We start from the raw sequence: 19,748 nt of genomic DNA on the forward strand, positions 1-19,748 counted from the left end.
TCATGGGCAATTATATACTAAAACGAATTATGTCCATCATTCCAGTTTTTCTTTTGGCTGCACTTCTCACGACTGGGATGATTCATCTTTCACCAGTGGATCCAGCTGAAGCTTATTTAACGGCAGCACATATCCAGCCGACTGATGAGATCTTGGCTCAAAAAAGACATGAGTTTGGTTTAGATCAGCCGTTCTTTATTCAATATGTAAAATCTATTATGAAGATATGCCAACTTGACTTTGGCATATCTTATGTTTCAAATAAGCCGGTTTGGAATGAAGTTATATATCGAATACCAGCTACCGTTCAACTAGCTATAGCAAGTATATTGATAGCGGTGTTTGTCAGCGTGCCTCTTGGGTTTCTGGCGGGAGTAAAGAAAGGCAGCGTTATTGATCATTTTAGTCGTTTACTCTCCTTTTTTGGTGCGTCTATTCCAACTTTTTGGCTGGGCTACATACTGGTTTTTTTCTTTTCTGTTAAGCTTAATCTTTTTCCAGTAGAGGGAATCGGAACATGGCAGCATCTTGTACTTCCTTCCATTACGCTAGCTCTTCCTTTAATAGCAATGTATACAAGATTGTTACGTGCGAGTGTTCTTGAAAACTTGCAACAACCGTATGTGCTATTTGCTCGAACTAGAGGACTTAAAGAAAAAACGATTATGACAAAACATGTGCTGAGAATTGCTATTTCCCCAATGATAACTGGGCTTGGAATGAATCTTGGGAAATTACTTACGGGCACAATTATCGTTGAATCGGTTTTTTCTTGGCCTGGATTTGGGCGTTATTTCATTGAAGCTATTTTTAATCGTGATATACCTGTTATACAATGCTATGTGTTAATAGCGGCTAGTTTATTTATTTTGAGTAACTTAATTGTAGATATAGTTCAGATGTATGTAGACCCGCGTATTTCCAGGAAAGAAGGACAGCATCGATGATGACAAGTATACGTACGATATTTAAAAGTCAAAAAGTAATTCCCATATGTTCAACGATATTAGGTATTCTTTTTATCATCGCCATATTGGCCCCTTGGATTACACCAAATGATCCCATTGCCGTCAATTTAGCTTATAAATTGCAGCCTCCAAGCTGGAATTTCCCACTAGGAACCGATCATTTAGGAAGGTGTAACTTGTCACGTATTTTACATGGGGCACGCATCTCATTAGGTTTTGCTATACTTATTTTCATTTCATCGTTAGCAATTGGTTTAATTATTGGAACGTTTTCAGGTTATAAAGGTGGCTGGATTGATCATGTTTTAATGAGGTTTTGCGATGGTGTTATGGCTTTTCCAAGCCTTATCCTTGTACTAGGATTGGTTGGTATATTTGGACCTGGACTGTCACAAGTAATCTTAGCGCTGATGCTTGTACAATGGGTTTATTACGCGAGAATGTTCCGAGGAATGGTCCTTAGTTTGAAGGAACAGAACTTCATCTCCGCTGCGAAGATCAGCGGTTCTTCTCAATGGAAGATCATTAAAAATCATATTATCCCCAATGTGTTACCTCCGCTTGTCGTAATGGGTACATTGGAAATGGGATGGGCTATCATGGATATATCTGCTATGTCTTTTCTGGGATTAGGAGTTCAGTCTCCTACACCTGAATGGGGAGCAATGATTCACGAAGGAAAATCATATATTCGGACAAATCCAGAACTGATGCTTTATCCAGGTTTGTCTATTATGCTTGTTATTGTTACATTCAATCTATTAGGCGAAGCTTTATCAGAACGTTACGGTGTCAAACGTCGATTTTGAAAAGGAATGAAGAAAGTTGGGAACAGAAGAGTCAAAAGTGTTACAAGTTAGAGATCTACGTGTTCAAATAAAAACAAAAAATGGTGTTACAACTCTTGTTCAAGATATAAACTTTGAACTGAAGCCTGGGGAGATTCTTGGTCTTATTGGTGAAAGTGGTTGTGGTAAAACCGTTACAAGCATGTCCATTCTTCAGCTCCTCAATCGTAAGGAAACAACAATTGAAGGGAGCATAATGCTAAAAGGCCAAGAATTAAATGGTTTAGCTGAGAAAGAAATGCGTAAGATTCGTGGTAAGGATATAGCCTTTATTATGCAAAACCCGATGAATGCTTTTACGCCAGTTTTTACTATTGGACACCAATTTATTGAGACTATTCGCTCTCATACGCGTTGGAATAAAAAACAGGCAACAGAGCTTGCCATTGAGTCAATGAAACAAGTCAATTTACCCGACCCTGACAAGCTTTTGAAATACTATCCTTTTCAACTGAGTGGGGGTATGCTTCAGCGAGTAATGATTGCTATTGCCGCAAGCTTGCATCCAGCTATTATTATTGCTGATGAACCGACAACCGCCTTAGATGTAAATAATCAGAAGAATGTACTACGTCATTTGGATACAATTCGTTCTGAATATGGTTCAGCAATTTTATTAATATCTCATGACCTAGGAGTTATCTCTGAAATGGCAGATGAAGTAGCCGTTATGCAACATGGAAAAATAGTAGAAAAAGCAGGTGTATTTCAACTATTTGATTCACCCAAGCATGAGTATACAAAGAAGCTGTTAAATGCAAGACCGACATTGTATTTAGAGGAACCTGTAATCAACTTAATTTGATATGTGAAAAGCATTTTATAAGAGGTGAACAAGTGAGTTTATTACAAGTAAATGAAGTCACTCATAGCTACGGAACTCGAACATTTTTTAAATGGCAAAATCGTTCTAAGAAAGTACTTTCTGATATCTCCTTCTCTATTGAAGAAGGGACATGCTTAGGAATGCTGGGTACGAGTGGGGCCGGTAAAAGTACTTTAGGAAAAGTAATTCTCGGCTTGGAAAGGCCACAGCATGGACAGATTCTCTTTCAAGGACATGATATCTATACTGTAGATAAGCATACTCGCCAAAAAATCCGGCGTGATCTTCAAGTTGTTTTTCAAGATTCATACTCAGCGGTTAATCCCCGAATGACCGCTGAACGTATTATTGCAGAACCGTTAGAAAACTATGAGAAATTAACATTAGCTGAACAAAAACGAACCGTGATTGAATTATTAGAAAGAGTAGGGCTTGGTGAAAAGGACTTAAAAAAATATCCGCATCAATTTAGTGGCGGTCAGCTGCAAAGGATTAATATTGCAAGGGCAGTCTCTCTTAAGCCGAAGCTCATTGTCTTAGACGAATCTGTAAGCAGTCTAGACATGGTTACGCAAACTCTCATTCTAGAACTATTAAGAGAGTTAAAAGAAGACTTTGGCTTATCATATTTTTTTATCACACATGATATCAAAGCTGCTTATATGATTAGCGATACATTAGGTGTATTAGAAAAAGGAGAATTAATTGAACATTATACTTCGAAAAATGAGTTTTTTACTTCAGAAAATCCCGTGGTAAAAGAGATGAGAGGTTCTATACTTGCCGAGCATCCGCGTTTTCGTTCAATTGGAGCAAGGAATAATCATATTTAATTTAAAGGTATACCTATATGTATTTAAAGGCCTCGATTTCATCCACATAATCGAGGCTATTGCTTTTATGTTCAACTCAAAATGATAGAAGGAGGCCAGTTGGATGAATCATCGTACGTATCTTACTTTGGCGATTCCCCTGACAATCTCAACGATGACTACGCCTTTATTAGGTGCGGTTGATACCGCTGTTGTAGGGCAACTTCCAGCTCCAGCTTATATTGCAGGAGTTGCGGTAGGAACTCTTATTTTTAATACGTTATATTGGGTATTTGGTTTTTTACGAGTTAGTACATCCGCCTTTGCCGCACAAGCAAATGGGGCAAACAATCCAGATCAAGGAGTACTTGCTTTATCCCGGCCATTTTTATTAGCTGTAATAGTAGGAATGCTTTTTATTCTTTTACAACGGCCAATTGAACGTGCGGCTCTCCTAGTAATTTCTCCCGATTCTTATGTAAGTAGGTTTACAGTAGAATATTTCAGAATTAGAATATGGGGAGCACCCTTTACATTGATGAACTATGTTATTCTTGGTTGGTTAATGGGAATGGCTAAGATTAAAGAATCTTTATGTTTACAGATACTTACAAATGTTTTAAATATGGTTTTAGCTATTCTTTTTGTCCATGTTTTTTCTTTTGATGTACAAGGAGTCGCTACAGCAACCTTGATTGCTGAAGTTACAGCCTTCATACTAGGATTAGTCATTATTTTGAAAGCATCTCCGTTTAAATGGAAGATGCCATCAATTCAGGCACTTATGGATACAGATGCTATGAAGAGGATGTTTAATGTTAACAAGGATTTGTTTATTCGAACTATTTGTTTATTGGTCGTTATTAATATGTTTACAGCCAAAGGTGCTTCGTTTGGTACAGAATTTCTAGCTGCAAATGCTGTATTATTTCAAATCCACTACATAATGGCTTATTTTTTTGATGGATTTGCTAATGCTTCCAGTATTCTTGTTGGTAAAGCAGTAGGTTCAAATGATAAAGAGCTATATAAAAAAATACTTACTTTATCTAGACAGTGGTCGGTAATAACAGCTGTTACTATAGCTAGTTTATATGCACTTTTTCAAGAGCAGGTTATAGGGCTATTTACAAATTTGCCTGATGTGATTGAACTTTCACTTACGTACGGAGTATGGCTTATCATCTACCCCTTTGTTGCTTGTTTTGGCCTTGTCCTTTATGGGGTTTTTACAGGAGCAACTGAAATTGCTCCCGTTCGAAATTCTATGATTTACGCGATGGTTGTCTATATCATTATACAGATTACAGCAACTCCTATCTGGCATAATCATGGCCTATGGCTGGCTTTCATCATCTATACTATCGGGCGATCAGGGTTCCTAGTTATGTACACTCCTCGATTAAATAAAAAATTGTTAGAGCTAAAGGGAGAGGGCTGAAAAATTTATAACAAAATAGTTCCGGTTCAGTCATGGAGGAATCCATCAAACGCCGATGTACTACCGGTGCTGCTACTCTCTTAAATAGATGGGGTTATTAAGAAAGAAAGCGGTCAGGGAGGACGGCCTTCTTTCTTAATAAAGGTCTGTTAAATGATTAGTAGATTTTTATTTAAGTAAAGCAAGAAATAAGCAAGCAGCCAAGTGCTTTTTTAAGAAAGCTTTGGCTTTTTTGCACGTTTCCAAAGCTTAATTCTCTTTTACAAACAATCGTCCTTCCTTAAAAAATATATAGATTTCTACTAAGAAATAAAAAAATTCGTTATCTGTCCACGACTGAATAAAAAAATTTCGTTCATCATCGTATAATAAATTTCTTTATTGAAAACAGCAATACGAATCTAACGGATTCGTATTTTCCGGTGACATTCAAAATACATCCTAAGCAATAGAAAGAAGAGGTTTTGCACGTTTATAATTAGGTTAAACATACTGTAACAATTATTTTTTATTTATTCTGTATATTTAAATTATTCGTTCGTAATGGTACAATAAAAGGATGGAAAGAGGATATGATGCTTCTTTCTTAATAAAGGATGAAGAAATATGGATATTAAGGCTCAGCAAACAAAGCTGGCGAATAATTTGGGCAAATTGTTACGAGATAACTTTGGAAAAGGCCCCGAGGCTGTTCATGTTACGATTTATGAACCTTATGTTGTTATTTATGTCAGTGGCTTCGTATCACCTATGGAGCAAGTACTGTTAAACCAGAATGAAGAACTTCAGGTTATGACTACAAGAGAGCTTTTAGTAAAGACTCTTGAACCTCAAATCACTGGGCAAATTAAAGGGATTACAGACCTTGACATACAGCACTTATATTATGATTGGAATTTAGATCATCACTCCGGAATTTTTGTGGGAGTGTGTCTGGACGATTTGAAAGCCGATTTGACTGAGGGTGACCCTTACCCAGGAAAACAAGCAATTCATGATCGAATTATAAAGATGAGTGAGATTGCACAAAAAGGACCTGAAAAAATCTCTTCATATAAATTAAGCGATCGTACATTGGTCATCGTACGCGAAGGAATACTGGTGGCTATTGAAAAGCAGCTAATTTCGTTGGGTTTTGATGACACCTTACGCATCTCTAAACGTCCTTTGGAAAAAGGAATCTTACGCCAAAACGATGACTATGATGAGATATTAAATGCAGACATTCTTGATATTTTTGTGGATTGGGATTTTGAAAAGGATAATAGTATTATTACGCTTATCCTAAAACCAAAAAATTAATGAGGCAGTAATGAATTGGACACACTGTGCCAAACATAAGCCGAGGAAGCAAAGGACATACCTTTTCTTTTTCGGCTTATTTTTGTTGTCTAAAAAGAGTAAGTCCTTTTGTAACGGAATAATTCCCTAAAATAGCACCTGAAAATAGGATGTGCCAACAGAAAGGATTTGGTCGGTATGGCTGATAATCATGAGATTGTATTGTTTATAAATGAGCTTCGTCGATTGTTGCAGGATTACCAAAAGTATGACAATGAAGTATACAAAGAAGAAATTAGCAAGGATATAATACTTTTAAGTACCATTATCTATGGAAGCAAAATTGGAATTTTAAATAAAAGAAGAATCTTTAAACACAGGAAATATAAAGGTAAACAGAAACCAATCTATTAAAGATATATTAGTATGCCTCGTTTACACCTTGTAAAAAGTGAATTCTTATTACTGAAAATGATCTTATGATGAAGAAGGATTTTTCATAAAACATCACGAATAGTATACCATATGAAACTAGAAACTAGGTGCACCATCTATGGATAAAACGAAACTGGAAAAAGAATTAAGTAGCTATATGGGAAGGTTACTTCGTGAAAACTTTGGAAGAGGTCCTGGAGGTGTATTCACCGTCATTTCTCCTCCTTTTATAACCGTTTATTTTAAAGCCTTTTTATTACCTTTAGAAAAGGCTTTGTTAGACAAGGGACAAGTTATCTATGTTCAAAAAACACGTGATTTGTTAATGGAGACTTTAATTGAAGAGATAAAAGGATATATACAATTAAATATACATTTAGATATTGAAGAATTTTATTATGATTGGAATTTAGAGCTGCAGTCTGGCATGTTTATCATGATCCATTCTGATAAAGAAAACATAGTTAATCATTCCTATAAAAATCAGAAATTGCTGCATAAAGAAGTTGAGGAAGTGACTCAAAAAGCAGAAAAACTCCCTCAAGATGTTTCTTCTTATTTATTAGATCAGAGAACACTCCTTATAATCAGGCAAGGTATTATGGTAAGTGTAGAGAAAGAATTAGTCCAATTAGGATTTGAAGAAAATCTTACATTGGCTAAAAGAAATCTTGAAAAAAGGCTACTTCATGAACATAGTCAATCAGTAGAAGTGATTTTAGATTCAAAGGTAACAGATATACTAGTCGCATGGGACTTTCATAAAGATAAAAGTACAATTCTTCTGATTTTAAACCCAACTTCATAACGGCACTGATAAGCTAGGCACTGAACTAGATGTAGGCCAAAAAGAAAGGTTATATAACCTTTCTTTTTGGCCTATTGTTTTTTTACTACTACTATTAAAATAAAGAAAGTGGTGATAATTATGCTATTTCAATCGGATGAAGGAAAGGAACCTTTAACTGTTGAGATACACACTGAAGTGGATATAGTAGAAGCGCGTCAGAAAGGGCGAATGTTCTCTAACTGCTTAGGCTTCAGCACACTCGATCAGGCCCGAATTATTACGACTATTTCAGAATTGTCCAGAAATATATATAAATATGCCACTACGGGAAAAATTATAATGGAAATAATAGAGAATCAACTTGGAATAGGAATCAAAATAATAGCTATAGATAAAGGACCAGGCATTGAAAATATTCAAAAAGCGCTAGAAAGTGGCTATACAACGTCAGGAGGGTTAGGCGTTGGTTTATCAGGGGTAAAAAAATTAATGGACGAATTCACCATATCATCTCAAGAAGACCATGGCGTTAACATCCAGGTTATAAAATGGAAAAAAAAGAAATAAAAGAAAACGTTTATCTAGATTATGTAGGAAGGGGTATGGATTTAGTAGCCGCTAAAAGAAGAAATATCTAGATAAAGAAGATGAAGGAAAACTGCATTCCCTCTTCACGAAAGAACCCTCTACTAAATAGCAGATATCTCCTGAAGAATATGATCCCCTTGGTTTACTTTGGCCTATGGTCTAAAAAAACTGTGATTAAACTAGTAACTCTATTCTCAGTTTTACGCTTTATCCTACAAACTCCCTTGGTTTTTATATAAGGTATGTATTACAGTCGCTGATTACAGACAGACGTATGTAAGTATTTGTTAAAAAAGAAATTATTTGCAGGTGGTCTCATAACCATGATTTCTGAAACAGTTCTCTATTTGTAGTTCATCAAAAGCTTTAGGAGAGCAATGGAGAAGATGGAGTACGTACGGACACTTACCATCACTTAACACAGTTATATAAACAAACAATACTCATATACATTTATTGAATGGCTTCTTTAAACTTGTCACGAAATAAAACATAATTCGATAAAGAGTACATAGGAGGAGAAAACATGTTTGTTTATATAGTTCAACCTGGTGATACCCTGTCTTCAATAAGCAGTAGATATGATTATCCCATTGCGCAGCTTAGGAGGGTAAATGGGTTAGAAGAAACAAATATTGTTCCAGGTCAAGCCTTACTTATAGCTTCTTATGTATACACAGTTCAACCTGGTGATACGATGAGGAGTATTGCTAAAAAAGCTTATGTATCCTTAGAACAATTAAAAAGAGCTAATCCTTCAGTCCATTATAATTATTTGCAGGTGGGAATGAAAATAAAAATTCCTAATATATCAGATTATATTGCAGGTACACTGGAGTATTATGCCGTTCGAAATCCAGAATTAGACCGCGATTTAATTACTGATTTTGCAACTTATTCCTCGTCCATTTCTATCTTTGAATATCATTTTGGCAGCAATGGAGATATTATGAATGATTTAAACGACTTAGTAGCAATTGAAACGACTTGGAAAAACCGAGTTACACCGTTAGTTACGATTACTAATCTAACTTCTGAAGGATTTAGTTCTGATCTTGCCCATCAAGTTTTAAATAATCCTCAGGCAAGAAACAATCTTGTTAATAATATTTTTTATTTAGTATCTAGGAAAGGATACGGCGGGGTGAATATTGATTTTGAACGTGTAAAGGCCGAGGATAGAGATCTTTTTACAGGATTTTTACGTCAGCTGGGTGAACGTTTAAAACCTGCAGGATACGTGCTGACCATAGCGGTTCCAGCGAAGACAAGCGAAGATATTCCTTGGTTAAAAGGATATGATTACGGGGGAATAGGTGCCGTTGTTAACTATATGTTCATTATGGCATATGATTGGCATCATGCAGGCAGCGAACCAGGGCCTGTTGTACCTATTACTGAAGTAAAAAGAACAATAGAATTTGCGATAAAAAGTGTTCCGCGAAGAAAACTTATCATTGGAGTCCCTTTGTATGGATATAACTGGTCAATTCCTTACAAGCCTGGTACTGTAGCATCTGCTATATCCAATCAAGATGCGATTAAAACAGCGATGAGATATCAGTCTCCCATCCAATATTCTAAGGAGTATAAATCCCCATTTTTTCAGTATAGAGATCAAGCGGGACAGATGCATGAAGTATGGTTTGAAGATGTAAGAAGCATGAGTGAAAAAATGGTGTTAGTTCGTAAATTTGGTTTGCAAGCAATAGGAGCTTGGCAATTAACACTTGGATTTACGCCAGGGCCTTGGCTTTTAAAGAAATTTTTCACTATTAGAACGGTATAAATAGCACTAGTTTTTATGGATCAATTTAGATATTTTTCAGTTAATAGTTATTTGATATATGTTGTTAACAATAAAAAAATTCTATTTATAGTAACTTATAAGAAGTTGGAGGTACTGCCATGGCAAAAAGGATAGATGTCTCAATAAAGCAGCATCAATTAAAACTATATGATGGAGCTAAATTAGTAAAGACATATCCTATTGCTGTAGGAAAAATGATCACTCCAACTCCAACTGGAAAATTTAAAATCATTAATAAAGATACTACTCCTCCAGCTGTATTTGGCCCTTTATGGATGGGACTGTCAAAACCCACATATGGAATACACGGGACTAATGATCCAGCTTCTATTGGCAGAGATATGTCACATGGATGTGTCAGAATGGACAATGAAGATATTCTAGAACTTTCCTCTGCAGTTCCCATTGGAACGCCGGTTTATATACATAAATAATAGTTTAAGAAGAGCACGACTGTTTACATGTAGCTAATTGTCGAGATCGAGGTTATCAAAGTTTATGTATATACTATACAATCATGGTTTTTTTGTGTAATAACAAAAAAGTACCCCGATTAACAGAGGTACTTTTAGCATTTTAACTTATTTTGATGCTGGAGACGTAGTAACTTCTGGAGACGTTACTTTGTCATAAAAATCTACGAATTTGTCACGATCCTCGCTATCACGGTAAGCCATAGCAACACGTGGGTGTTCATTCAGTACACCAGAAATCATGTAAGGAATGATATAGCCCCACTCCCACTTTTGACGCATTTCAAGCATATGCTTTTCAATCACGCCAAGAATCGGCTTCATCTCATAGCTTGGTTTTGGTATGTAGCTAACAAGTAGCTCTGTGTTACAGTTACCAGCTGCACGGCCCATACCATAAACAGATGAATCAAGGAATGTAACTCCATTGCGCATCGCAGTTAATGTATTAGCAAAAGCTAGCTGCATGTTGTTATGCGTATGAATCCCAAGCTGTTTGCTAGGAATCATGGCTTGGAACTTTTTTACTTGATGCTCAATATCCGCAGGATCTAGGCTTCCAAAGGAGTCAACGATATATACAACATCTACGGGGCTTTTCTTTACCATTTCAAATGCTTCAATAAGCTGATTTTCCGGTACGCTAGATAGTGCCATAATATTAAGTGAAGTCTCATACCCTAAATCGTGGAACATTTTTATAAGCTCTAAGCCTTTATCTACTTCGCGAATATAGCATGCCACTCGAATCATATCTAACATACTTTGTTCACGCGGTAGGATGTCATTCGGATCTACACGCCCAATATCTACTAAGGCAGATAGCTTCGTGAACTTTTTCTCAGGGATAATTTCTTTGAGGAAGTTATCGTCAAGAAATCTCCATGGATTGGGCTCAGTTGCTTGAAGAAGCTTAGGTGAATTTTTATAACCAATCTCCATATATTCAACGCTGGCTGCGCTTAGGCCGTTATATAAGTCTTGCACAAATTCAACGCTAAAATCCCAATTATTAATTAAACCTCCGTCACGAATGGTACAGTCTATAATTTTGCTATTATGTTCCATGGTGTTTATTTCCTCCTATGTATTCTATTTATATGAGTATTATTTTAAATTTTATCGCTTTTATGCTTTTAAGCACTAAACTCTCCTATTGTGTTTATACCATGACTGATTCAGAGGCGTCAATGTATTTTCTAAATGTGTCTCTGCTTTACTGTATTTCATGGGTAGGAGATGCTTTGGCTTTTCATCCGCTTGATGCTCTTAAAACAACATCAAGTTCAGCAGTACAACCCCTAGTATATACAAACCCAGCGCATCTTACATCACTACTTACTGCAATAAAGGTTGTTTTTAAGTGAAACTGTTTATTAGGGAGGCAACTACCATTAGTATCTAGGTTGTAGGTTTAGATTGCTTTATAATTAATCCATAAATTTGGGAAGAGGTTTAAAACATGAGAAACAAGAGACTTTTTTCACATTAACAGTTGTATAGGAAGTATTAGTTGTTGCTTAATCATTTCAATTCACTTGTCTTTACATCGTCCAAAATGTAAGGAACGATAAGAGTATAGAGGTAATAAACATCGCAATCAACGGCTTTAATGCTTTTGTTCGAAGAGCCTTCATGCTTACATTTAACCCTAACCCGACCATAGCCATTGTTAAAAGAAAGGTAGTTAGAGTTGAAATATCATTCATGATCGTTTTAGGTATGATAAGGTGCTTACCAACGACATAACTCCCAAAAATACTCATGATTATAAAACCTATTAAAAACCAAGGGAATTCAATCTTCGTATCTTTTTCAATTTTTCCTGTTCGCTTCATCCAGTACATTAAGATAAAGCTTAATGGCACAAGTAAGAGCACTCTGCCTAACTTAGCCAATAGGCCAATAGCTAGGGCGTCGCGTCCAGCCGGTGCTGCAGCTAGAGCTACATGGGCAATTTCATGGAGGCCTACGCCTGACCAAATTCCATATTGAATATCCGTTAAATGTATATAAGGTCTTAAAATGGTATATCCAATCGCAAATAGGGTCCCCACTAAAGCAATAACACCAGCTCCGATAGCTGTATCTTCTTCTTTTGCTTTTACAATTGGAGAAACAGCTGCAATAGCTGCTGCACCGCATATTCCTGTTCCTATCCCTAAAAGAAGGGATAAACCACTATCAGCCTTCATCCATTTGGCTAGAAAAACCGTTAAAACAATCGCAAATACAGCCGTTCCCACATCGTGAAGTAACAATCCTAACCCATGATGAATAACAACATCAATATTAAGCTTTAGTCCATATAAAACAATCGCATAGCGTAACAGCTTTTTAGAAGAAAACTCAATTCCAAATCTTATTTTTTCAGGGTACCCCCAAATTTGACGATAAATGACTGCTATTATAATTGAACAGGCTAGTGGACCAATATGATCGAATCCCGGGACTTTCGCTAATCCATAAGCAAGTAAAGCAAAAAGAAAAGTAAAAGCAATTCCTCCAGCCCATAAAGAAACATTAGATGACGTCTGGGCATTTGTTCGTGAGAATAGAGTCCGCTTTTGGGCTTTATTTATAGTTATCATACATTTCATCTCCAATATGAATTCTTATCAAGCGCAGCTTCACACAAGAAGTGTATACTTTAACTATAAAAGACGGTTTATTATTAGTAAAATATAGATAAATCATGATTATAATTAAAAATATTAATGAACAATACAAAAAAACAGCAATTTGATTTTCAGTGACTCTGAAGATCAACTTGCTGCTTTTATTGGTTTTTATCCCTCAATACACCTTTTGATATCTGATTTAAAGGTTGTGTGTGTTGGTTCATGTTTTTTCTCCTTTACTTCATATCGGTTTTCTTACATTTTTTTAGAGTAATATTAAATTAGATTGCCTTTTTAGTTATCTAATTAGATAAAGAAAGGACAACTTTTGCTTAAGAGCGGCCACTATTTCTTTGCCTAATTTAGTGTAACAGAATAGTCTCCTTAGAATTGTCAAAATTAAAATAAGATAAAAAGCAACCTCTGGTGATAGGGAGTTTGCTTTTTTATTTGTTCACATAATCCGAATGTTCCTAAAATAAAATAGACAATATATTGACTAAATTCTCAAAGTGTAATACTCTTATTTTAGACATTATATTGTCTAAAATGGAGGCTGAATATGGATATTTATAAAGAGCTTTTCTTAATGCAGCAAACTTACGCTACTTTATTTTCTCTGGCAAATAAAATCCAAGTAAAGGGTGATAAATCTCTTGAACTTTTAACATCAAGACAGCATATGGCGATGGTGGCAATTGCTCATTTACCTGAAGATGAAACAACATTGAATAATATCGCTAGAAAATTAGGAACCACAAAACAAAGCGTCAAACAGTTAATTACCATTATGGAAAAGAAGGGTTATGTTGACGTAGTTCCTAGCAGTAAAGACAAGCGTGCAGTTAACGTAAAAATTACAAAAGCGGGAAAAGAGGCACTGCTTGTTGTCTCAGAAAAAGGAATTTTCTTTTTGGAAGAACTTTTTAAAAAGTTCTCAACTGAAGAGTTGGAAATAATGTGGAAGCTTTTAAAGAAACTTTATAGCTTTGATGGGGAAGAACATGATGGATTTGAAGAAGAAGGCAACATCAAAATGGATGATGATCACAATGAATTACAGTTGAGAGTAATAAGGGAGCTTGAAAGTCGAAGAGTTCAAGCAATTGATAATATGAGAAAGAATATATAAAACAACTCGATAGGCTAATCTAACTTAAAGCATATCGTAATCCTTTTGAAATTTTAAAAATAAAGGATAAGGGAGAGCAATCATTATGTTTGAAATCAGCGATGAAACATTACGGTTAATTAATAAAACCTGTAAAGGAAAAAAACACTTAAAATTAACCGTTGGCTACTTAAAGGACAATGATCCTGTTACAAAAACTTATAACGAAGGCGGTGAAATAGATTCATCAAAAAAACATCATTATGAAATTGGTTCTATTACGAAAACTTTCACTGTATCGCTGCTCTCAAAGTATGTATCTGAAAACAAGCTGTCAATAAATGACTCTATACAAAAATACATAAAAGAAATTAAAGAAGACACGTATTATCCCACATTGCTTCGCCTTGCTACTCACTCTTCTGGATATTCAGGAAGCTTACCTTTAAATACACAGGAATATTTTAAAATAATTTTAGGTTTGATTTTTGGCGGAAGTGATTTGAACAAAAATAATCCGCTGCATATGGATTTTAACAAAATGAAGATGCTAATCGAAAGTAATAAATTGAAAGAAGTAGATTATTCATGGAAATATTCCAATTTCGGCATCTCACTTATTGGGTACGTGTTGGGAATGGTATCGGGCAGGGGATATTGGGATACTATGAATGACTTTTTTCATAATGAGCTTGGACTAAAGGATACTTGTTTAGGCAGCTCAAATAATAATCTACAGGGTTATGACCGCAAAAATAATAATTGTGGCAACTGGCAGTGGGACAAGGAAAATTTTATATCACCTGCCGGGGCGGTATCCTCAACCGCTGACGATTTACTTAAATACGCAAAAATAAATATGTATGAAGATAAACCATATCTTTCTTTTTGTCATAAAAAACACGGTGATGGAACAAAGAAGTTTGATATGGGTCTTGGATGGTTGCTTTTAAAGAAAAACAATAATGTAGTGTTGCACGGCGGTGGAACAGGATGCTTCAGCTCATTTTTAGGGATTGATAAAGAAAAGAAAGTTGCGTCCGTCGTTTTAGCTAATTATAGACTAGGTAGAAATAATGATGAACATATAGGAATGTCTTTATTAGAAAGCCTGCAAAAGTCAAAAGATATATAAGAATAGTCTACAAAAAAACGAAGAAAATTAGTCTATTACAGTTCACCTTACCCCTTTAATTTCAATTAATTGAGAGATTATCATCAATATACCCAACTTCAAGAAGCATAGATTACGCTTCTTTTTTTGATGAAACCGTGCTATTATCATTAAGGTTTGTGAAGAACAGAAGATTTTTGTTTTTATGTACATTCTTTTGGTATAGTGTTAGAAATAAGGAGTGGGTAGGTTGGTTTTTACTGAATTCTTCCAGCAGTTTCCCGTAAAGGTTTTAACGGTAGCGCTGCTGATTATACTTATTGTTTATTTTATCCGCAAATTTATTAAGCTCTTCTTTGACAAAACGAGCTTTTTAGATGAAAAACGAGAAGAGACGCTGATGCATTTTTCTAATCAGGTGACAAGGGTAGTAGGGCTGGCTTTTTTCTTTATTTATGTGCTTAGCCATTTCTTTGACTTCGGAAAGATTCTCACTAGTTCTGTAGTGTTGGCCAGTGCCCTGGCGATAATCCTTCAGCATATCATCCGTGATTACATAATGGGACTGACTTACTTGTTTGAACGCCAGATCCATCACGGAGATTATGTTATTCTCAACGGGAATCGCCAAGGGAAAATAGAAGAAATTACTATGCGCTACTTGAAGATTCGCCAGTATGATGGCTACCTCTATACAGTTTCATATAGCAACATTACGGAACTTCAGAACGGAACCCGAGGAAGACGCCGGGTAAATGAAAGTCTTATTCTCAACTATAGGCAAAACCCGGACGATGCGTTCAAAGTATTGGAGCAAGTAGCCCAAACATGTAACGAGAAGTATGGTCAATATTTGTTGAAAGATGTGAATGGAATTCCTATAGAAAGTTTTCGATTCAATCAAATTACTGAATTGAACGTAGGTTTTAAAGGTCACCAATATTCGTTATCGGGGCTTGTGAAGGAAGCTGATTTTGTGGAAGCGAGCCAAAAGGTGAGATATGAACTCGCAATGGCTGCCTACAAAAATGACCTAATGATGGCTGAAAGCTTCGACACAAGCCATTGAAAATAAAACTCGTACCTTGTTTATATATATTAAGATACAAACACCCTTTTAATTTTTTAAAAGGGTGTTTGTGTTTCTAAAGATCTCTATAAATACTTCCCTGGTCCGAATTAATTATCTAATGCAGAATCAACAAAACAAATTATTAGTACATATAAATTCTTCTTCTAGTAACATGGTAAAATTAAGCAAAATACTAAAGAAGGTAGAGGGGGAGTAACTATGTCACAAAAAGCTAGTTATACAAAAATTAACTCCGAAATGTGGGATGAATGGGCTTCAGCCGGGGGAGAATGGTCATTGGCTATTAATCATTAAGATTTTGTAAAGGCAACTGAAGGTAATTTTGATATCTACTTAACGCCTTGTAAACCTGTTCCATATAACTGGTTTATTCCATTTAAAGAAGCAAAAATATTAGGACTTGCTAGCGGAGGAGGACAGCAATGCCCAGTATTTGCAGCACAGAATGCAGAAGTTACAGTGTTTGACTACTCTGATAAACAATTAGAATTAGAAAAAATGGTGTCCACTAGAGAAGGCTATAGTATTGATTTAGTTAAAGGAGATATGAGTAAGACATTTCCATTTGAAGATGAGACATTCGATATGATTTTTAATCCTGTATCAAACTGCTATATTCAAGATGTTGAACACGTTTGGCAAGAATGCTTTAGAGTTCTTAAAAAAGGTGGCGTTCTGCTATCTGGCTTTGCAAACCCTGCTCTTTATTTATTTGGAGAAGATGAGAAAGCATTACAAGTGGTTCATAAATTACCTTATGACGGAACTGAAAGTATGGTAGAAAATGATGAAGAACTTATAAAGAATGGCGGTGTACAGTTTAGTCATTCTTTAGAAACTCAAATTGGGGGACAGCTAAAAGCTGGATTCACCTTACAAGATCTTTATGAAGATCATCACCACAAGGGGAAAATCACTGAATATATGCCTTGCTATTTGGCAACTAAATCTATTAAATAATAGTTGGTTATCATGTTGAATAAGCTACCTCAACTTTTTCTAAAAGAGGATCAAAAGGGGACAAGCAATCGATATAATGACAGAGCGGTTTCTTGTATAAGCTTAATGAATTAGTATTTGCAGCTGATGAATAATATAGCATGAAATTTGAGATACACAACTTTGTTCATTCCTATACCAGCGGAATAGATTAGAGGAATACATTTTAGAAAAGAGATTTCCACATAAACATAAGACAATAGAAAAAACTTTCTATTGTCTTATGTTAGGAGTTTGATTCTTCATTTGGATAAAGAACAAAATCATATAATTCGCCTCTTAACCGATCGTTATAAAATTCAATTTTACGATTTAAAATATCTAGGCTCTGTTGTAAAGTTTGTATCTCTTGCTGTACAAGGTGTTTGCGATTTTCAAGCAGATCTAGTCTCTCTTGGATTGTTTTATCACCTATTGCATGCCATTTAGTATATTGTTTCAACTCTGTTATTAACATACCTGAATCTTTTAAATGGAGAAGAAATTTCACCCATTCAATATCATCATCCGTATATCTTCGTAAATTATTCTCATCTCGTTTAGGTGTAAGTAACCCTTGTCTTTCATAATATCTTAGCGAACTTGCTGTTACACCAAGAATTTTTGCAAATTCTCCAATTGAATAAGCCATTGTATCCACCTTTTCTATCATTTATTTGTACTCATACCGAATGCTTAAAGTCAGTTATATATAATTGTATTTTCTTTAAAGTTTGTTTAGACAGGCTTTTTCTTTAGTATTGTCTCCTTATATCTATTAAATTTATCATTTAAAGTCGACTTCAAGTCAATGGTGAGTTTCTCATCAAAACATCGACATTTTTCTGTTGACTTAAACCTAAGTTTAAGTCTTATACTACCTGTTGTAACGACCAAAATATAAAGAAAGGATGGGAGAAACATGCCGGAAAAACAAACCGCAGGACGAGAACTATTAGGGGATTTTGCTCCAAAGTTTGGTCAGCTTAATGATGATGTGTTATTCGGAGAAGTATGGGCGCGAGAGAAAGAGTTATCTCCACGTGATCGAAGTATGATTACAGTTTCTGCCCTAATTGCGGGTGGAAACTTTGAGCAATTAACGCCGCATCTTCAAAAAGCAAAGAAAAACGGAGTAACCAAAGATGAAATTGTAGAAGTGATTACTCATCTTTCATTTTATGCAGGATGGCCCAAAGCATGGTCTGCTTTTAATATTGCTAAACAAATTTATAACGATTAAAAGAGGAGAGAATAAAGATGAAGCATGAAGAATTAAGTAATAGCACAATCTTTCCATTAGGACAAAAAGTGAAAGCCAACTTTATTGGAGACGCCTATTTAAGAATGGTATTTACAGACGAAAAGCCGCTTAACACATCTATTGGAAATGTAACTTTTGCTCCAGGAGCTCGTAATAACTGGCACTCTCACAAAGTCGGACAAGTATTATTAGTAACAGGTGGGGAAGGCTGGTATCAGGAAGAAGGTAAAGCAGCACAATTAATTAAAAAAGGTGATGTCGTGAACATCCCACCAAATGTGAAACATTGGCATGGCGCCACAAAGGATAGCTGGTTTGTGCACTTAGCAATGACACCAGGAGAAACAGAATGGCTAGAACCTGTCGATGATGAATGGTTTAATATGTTATAAGCATAACGTATATATGCCGTTTTAAGAAACTGATCACATGATTACTCGCTTTTCTGCTTTCAAACTCAATATCTTATTTCCAACTAAATGATTTTGCAAAAAAGTAAAGAAACTAATTGTCTTTAAGCATGTTTAATTGTGTGCTAGCATTTGTAGAATTCTATAAAATGTGGAGGGGTATAAATGTCGGATGAAAAACAAGTTGCGCTTGTTACAGGAGGCAATCGAGGAATTGGATATGAGTTGGTCAAACAATTAGCTTCGAGTGGATTTAAAGTTATTTTGACTAGCCGAAGTTCAGAAACGGGCAATAAAGTTACGGGAGAACTTAGAGAATTAAATGTGGATGTTTCATTCGTCTTAATGGATGTAGATGACCCAAAAAGTATCGAGCAAGCAGCTACTAAAGTGTATGAGCAATACGGAAGAATAGACGTATTAATTAATAATGCTGGCGTGTATCTGGATGAAAATAAACACTTGTTAGATATGGATCCCTCTGTCATAGAGAAAACAATGAAAACCAATTTTTTTGGTCCACTCTATGTTATGCGCTCTTTTATCCCGCTCATGGAAAAGAGAGGGTATGGAAGAATCATCAATATATCTTCAGAATATGGAGAAATGAGAGCGTTGTCCAGTCAAGGAGTGGGCGCTTATAAATTATCTAAGTTTTCCTTAAATGGATTGACCCAATTGATAGCTGCAGAAGTAAAAGGAGATATTAAAATAAATGCTGCTGATCCGGGGTGGGTCAGCACGGATATGGGAGGCCCCTCTGCTCCAAGAACGCCTGAAGAAACGGCTAAATCTATTTTATGGCTAGCAACAATTGGCTCTGAAGGACCCAACGGAAAGTTTTTCAGAGATAAGAAACAAATCGATTGGTAACACACGTGAGTA

21 protein-coding genes and 1 pseudogene are annotated in these 19,748 nt (G+C 35.6%); 19 read left to right on the top strand and 3 right to left on the bottom strand.

Annotation, left to right across the window (positions count from 1 at the left end; all coding sequences use genetic code 11):
• Nucleotides 1-2 precede the first annotated feature (2 nt).
• The 12 genes and pseudogenes from nikB to LIS78_RS08665 all read left to right on the top strand — a co-directional run bounded on the left by nikB (nucleotide 3) and on the right by LIS78_RS08665 (nucleotide 10,233).
• Nucleotides 3-947, top strand: a complete 945-nt coding sequence (gene nikB, locus LIS78_RS08610; RefSeq protein WP_195780557.1) for a nickel ABC transporter permease subunit NikB — start codon at nucleotides 3-5, stop codon at nucleotides 945-947.
• Nucleotides 944-1,777, top strand: coding sequence for a nickel ABC transporter permease subunit NikC (nikC, locus tag LIS78_RS08615; protein ID WP_195780556.1), 834 nt, complete (start codon nucleotides 944-946; stop codon nucleotides 1,775-1,777). Before nikB ends, nikC begins: the two co-directional genes overlap by 4 nt.
• A gap of 16 nt (nucleotides 1,778-1,793) precedes the next feature.
• Nucleotides 1,794-2,621, top strand: a complete 828-nt coding sequence (nikD, locus tag LIS78_RS08620; protein WP_195780555.1) for a nickel import ATP-binding protein NikD — start codon at nucleotides 1,794-1,796, stop codon at nucleotides 2,619-2,621.
• Between the two features lie 32 nt (nucleotides 2,622-2,653).
• Entirely contained in the window at nucleotides 2,654-3,475 is an 822-nt protein-coding gene (nikE, locus tag LIS78_RS08625; protein WP_195780554.1) for a nickel import ATP-binding protein NikE, read from the top strand.
• Nucleotides 3,476-3,578: 103 nt separating this feature from the next.
• The gene (locus LIS78_RS08630) at nucleotides 3,579-4,895 is read left to right on the top strand and encodes an MATE family efflux transporter (RefSeq protein WP_209151348.1); all 1,317 of its coding nucleotides are present in this window, start codon (nucleotides 3,579-3,581) and stop codon (nucleotides 4,893-4,895) included.
• A gap of 160 nt (nucleotides 4,896-5,055) precedes the next feature.
• Nucleotides 5,056-5,142 (top strand): annotated as a pseudogene (locus tag LIS78_RS08635) (IS6 family transposase); the annotation flags it as partial.
• A gap of 359 nt (nucleotides 5,143-5,501) precedes the next feature.
• On the top strand, nucleotides 5,502-6,197 hold the full coding sequence (locus LIS78_RS08640) for a Na-translocating system protein MpsC family protein (protein WP_014460656.1): 696 nt from the start codon (nucleotides 5,502-5,504) through the stop codon (nucleotides 6,195-6,197).
• Nucleotides 6,198-6,374: 177 nt separating this feature from the next.
• The gene (locus tag LIS78_RS08645) at nucleotides 6,375-6,590 is read left to right on the top strand and encodes a hypothetical protein (RefSeq protein WP_195780552.1); all 216 of its coding nucleotides are present in this window, start codon (nucleotides 6,375-6,377) and stop codon (nucleotides 6,588-6,590) included.
• Nucleotides 6,591-6,729: 139 nt separating this feature from the next.
• Nucleotides 6,730-7,419 (top strand): Na-translocating system protein MpsC family protein, encoded by a 690-nt coding sequence (locus tag LIS78_RS08650; RefSeq protein ID WP_209151349.1) that lies wholly within the window; start codon nucleotides 6,730-6,732, stop codon nucleotides 7,417-7,419.
• 120 nt (nucleotides 7,420-7,539) lie between these two features.
• Complete coding sequence (locus tag LIS78_RS08655) at nucleotides 7,540-7,968, top strand: ATP-binding protein (protein ID WP_252284985.1); 429 nt, start codon at nucleotides 7,540-7,542, stop codon at nucleotides 7,966-7,968.
• Between the two features lie 547 nt (nucleotides 7,969-8,515).
• The gene (locus LIS78_RS08660; protein ID WP_252284986.1) at nucleotides 8,516-9,778 is read left to right on the top strand and encodes a glycoside hydrolase family 18 protein; all 1,263 of its coding nucleotides are present in this window, start codon (nucleotides 8,516-8,518) and stop codon (nucleotides 9,776-9,778) included.
• A gap of 119 nt (nucleotides 9,779-9,897) precedes the next feature.
• Nucleotides 9,898-10,233 carry a L,D-transpeptidase gene (locus tag LIS78_RS08665; protein ID WP_013056432.1) on the top strand — a complete coding sequence of 112 codons (336 nt, stop codon included), beginning with the start codon at nucleotides 9,898-9,900 and terminating at the stop codon, nucleotides 10,231-10,233.
• Nucleotides 10,234-10,380: 147 nt separating this feature from the next.
• Here the strand turns inward: LIS78_RS08665 and LIS78_RS08670 are convergent, their stop codons facing one another.
• Nucleotides 10,381-11,340, bottom strand: coding sequence for an aldolase catalytic domain-containing protein (locus tag LIS78_RS08670; RefSeq protein ID WP_209151352.1), 960 nt, complete (start codon nucleotides 11,338-11,340; stop codon nucleotides 10,381-10,383).
• 476 nt (nucleotides 11,341-11,816) lie between these two features.
• A complete protein-coding gene (locus LIS78_RS08675; RefSeq protein WP_195780548.1) occupies nucleotides 11,817-12,863 on the bottom strand; it encodes a YeiH family protein in 1,047 nt (348 codons plus the stop codon).
• A 592-nt stretch (nucleotides 12,864-13,455) separates the two neighbouring features.
• Between LIS78_RS08675 and LIS78_RS08680 the strand changes: the two genes are divergently transcribed.
• The 4 genes from LIS78_RS08680 to LIS78_RS08695 all read left to right on the top strand — a co-directional run bounded on the left by LIS78_RS08680 (nucleotide 13,456) and on the right by LIS78_RS08695 (nucleotide 17,171).
• On the top strand, nucleotides 13,456-14,025 hold the full coding sequence (locus tag LIS78_RS08680; RefSeq protein ID WP_195780547.1) for a MarR family winged helix-turn-helix transcriptional regulator: 570 nt from the start codon (nucleotides 13,456-13,458) through the stop codon (nucleotides 14,023-14,025).
• 85 nt (nucleotides 14,026-14,110) lie between these two features.
• A complete protein-coding gene (locus LIS78_RS08685; RefSeq protein WP_209151353.1) occupies nucleotides 14,111-15,139 on the top strand; it encodes a serine hydrolase domain-containing protein in 1,029 nt (342 codons plus the stop codon).
• Nucleotides 15,140-15,359: 220 nt separating this feature from the next.
• A complete protein-coding gene (locus LIS78_RS08690; protein ID WP_252284987.1) occupies nucleotides 15,360-16,187 on the top strand; it encodes a mechanosensitive ion channel family protein in 828 nt (275 codons plus the stop codon).
• Between the two features lie 414 nt (nucleotides 16,188-16,601).
• On the top strand, nucleotides 16,602-17,171 hold the full coding sequence (locus LIS78_RS08695) for a class I SAM-dependent methyltransferase (RefSeq protein WP_252285330.1): 570 nt from the start codon (nucleotides 16,602-16,604) through the stop codon (nucleotides 17,169-17,171).
• 265 nt (nucleotides 17,172-17,436) lie between these two features.
• On the opposite strand, the gene LIS78_RS08700 is transcribed toward LIS78_RS08695, so the two are convergent.
• Nucleotides 17,437-17,841 (bottom strand): MerR family transcriptional regulator, encoded by a 405-nt coding sequence (locus tag LIS78_RS08700; protein ID WP_195780543.1) that lies wholly within the window; start codon nucleotides 17,839-17,841, stop codon nucleotides 17,437-17,439.
• A gap of 270 nt (nucleotides 17,842-18,111) precedes the next feature.
• On the opposite strand from LIS78_RS08700, the gene LIS78_RS08705 reads away from it, so the two are divergent.
• The 3 genes from LIS78_RS08705 (at nucleotide 18,112) to LIS78_RS08715 (ending at nucleotide 19,736) form a co-directional block, all read left to right on the top strand.
• Nucleotides 18,112-18,432 (top strand): carboxymuconolactone decarboxylase family protein, encoded by a 321-nt coding sequence (locus LIS78_RS08705; RefSeq protein WP_209151354.1) that lies wholly within the window; start codon nucleotides 18,112-18,114, stop codon nucleotides 18,430-18,432.
• 17 nt (nucleotides 18,433-18,449) lie between these two features.
• Entirely contained in the window at nucleotides 18,450-18,845 is a 396-nt protein-coding gene (locus LIS78_RS08710; RefSeq protein WP_209151355.1) for a cupin domain-containing protein, read from the top strand.
• Nucleotides 18,846-19,028: 183 nt separating this feature from the next.
• Nucleotides 19,029-19,736 (top strand): SDR family oxidoreductase, encoded by a 708-nt coding sequence (locus LIS78_RS08715; RefSeq protein WP_209151356.1) that lies wholly within the window; start codon nucleotides 19,029-19,031, stop codon nucleotides 19,734-19,736.
• The last annotated feature ends 12 nt before the right edge of the window (nucleotides 19,737-19,748 follow it).

It is taken from the genome of Priestia megaterium (assembly GCF_023824195.1).
GTDB lineage: Bacteria > Bacillota > Bacilli > Bacillales > Bacillaceae_H > Priestia > Priestia megaterium_D.

Coding starts and splice junctions, on each gene's coding strand:
- LIS78_RS08655 (WP_252284985.1), top strand. CDS start 7,540: ATGCTATTTCAATCGGATGAAGGAAAGGAACCTTTAACTGTTGAGATA.
- LIS78_RS08680 (WP_195780547.1), top strand. CDS start 13,456: ATGGATATTTATAAAGAGCTTTTCTTAATGCAGCAAACTTACGCTACT.
- nikC (WP_195780556.1), top strand. CDS start 944: ATGATGACAAGTATACGTACGATATTTAAAAGTCAAAAAGTAATTCCC.
- LIS78_RS08670 (WP_209151352.1), bottom strand. CDS start 11,340: ATGGAACATAATAGCAAAATTATAGACTGTACCATTCGTGACGGAGGT.
- LIS78_RS08630 (WP_209151348.1), top strand. CDS start 3,579: ATGAATCATCGTACGTATCTTACTTTGGCGATTCCCCTGACAATCTCA.
- LIS78_RS08645 (WP_195780552.1), top strand. CDS start 6,375: ATGGCTGATAATCATGAGATTGTATTGTTTATAAATGAGCTTCGTCGA.
- nikB (WP_195780557.1), top strand. CDS start 3: ATGGGCAATTATATACTAAAACGAATTATGTCCATCATTCCAGTTTTT.
- LIS78_RS08685 (WP_209151353.1), top strand. CDS start 14,111: ATGTTTGAAATCAGCGATGAAACATTACGGTTAATTAATAAAACCTGT.
- LIS78_RS08640 (WP_014460656.1), top strand. CDS start 5,502: ATGGATATTAAGGCTCAGCAAACAAAGCTGGCGAATAATTTGGGCAAA.
- LIS78_RS08660 (WP_252284986.1), top strand. CDS start 8,516: ATGTTTGTTTATATAGTTCAACCTGGTGATACCCTGTCTTCAATAAGC.
- LIS78_RS08665 (WP_013056432.1), top strand. CDS start 9,898: ATGGCAAAAAGGATAGATGTCTCAATAAAGCAGCATCAATTAAAACTA.
- LIS78_RS08710 (WP_209151355.1), top strand. CDS start 18,450: ATGAAGCATGAAGAATTAAGTAATAGCACAATCTTTCCATTAGGACAA.
- LIS78_RS08715 (WP_209151356.1), top strand. CDS start 19,029: ATGTCGGATGAAAAACAAGTTGCGCTTGTTACAGGAGGCAATCGAGGA.
- LIS78_RS08675 (WP_195780548.1), bottom strand. CDS start 12,863: ATGATAACTATAAATAAAGCCCAAAAGCGGACTCTATTCTCACGAACA.
- LIS78_RS08650 (WP_209151349.1), top strand. CDS start 6,730: ATGGATAAAACGAAACTGGAAAAAGAATTAAGTAGCTATATGGGAAGG.
- LIS78_RS08705 (WP_209151354.1), top strand. CDS start 18,112: ATGCCGGAAAAACAAACCGCAGGACGAGAACTATTAGGGGATTTTGCT.
- LIS78_RS08700 (WP_195780543.1), bottom strand. CDS start 17,841: ATGGCTTATTCAATTGGAGAATTTGCAAAAATTCTTGGTGTAACAGCA.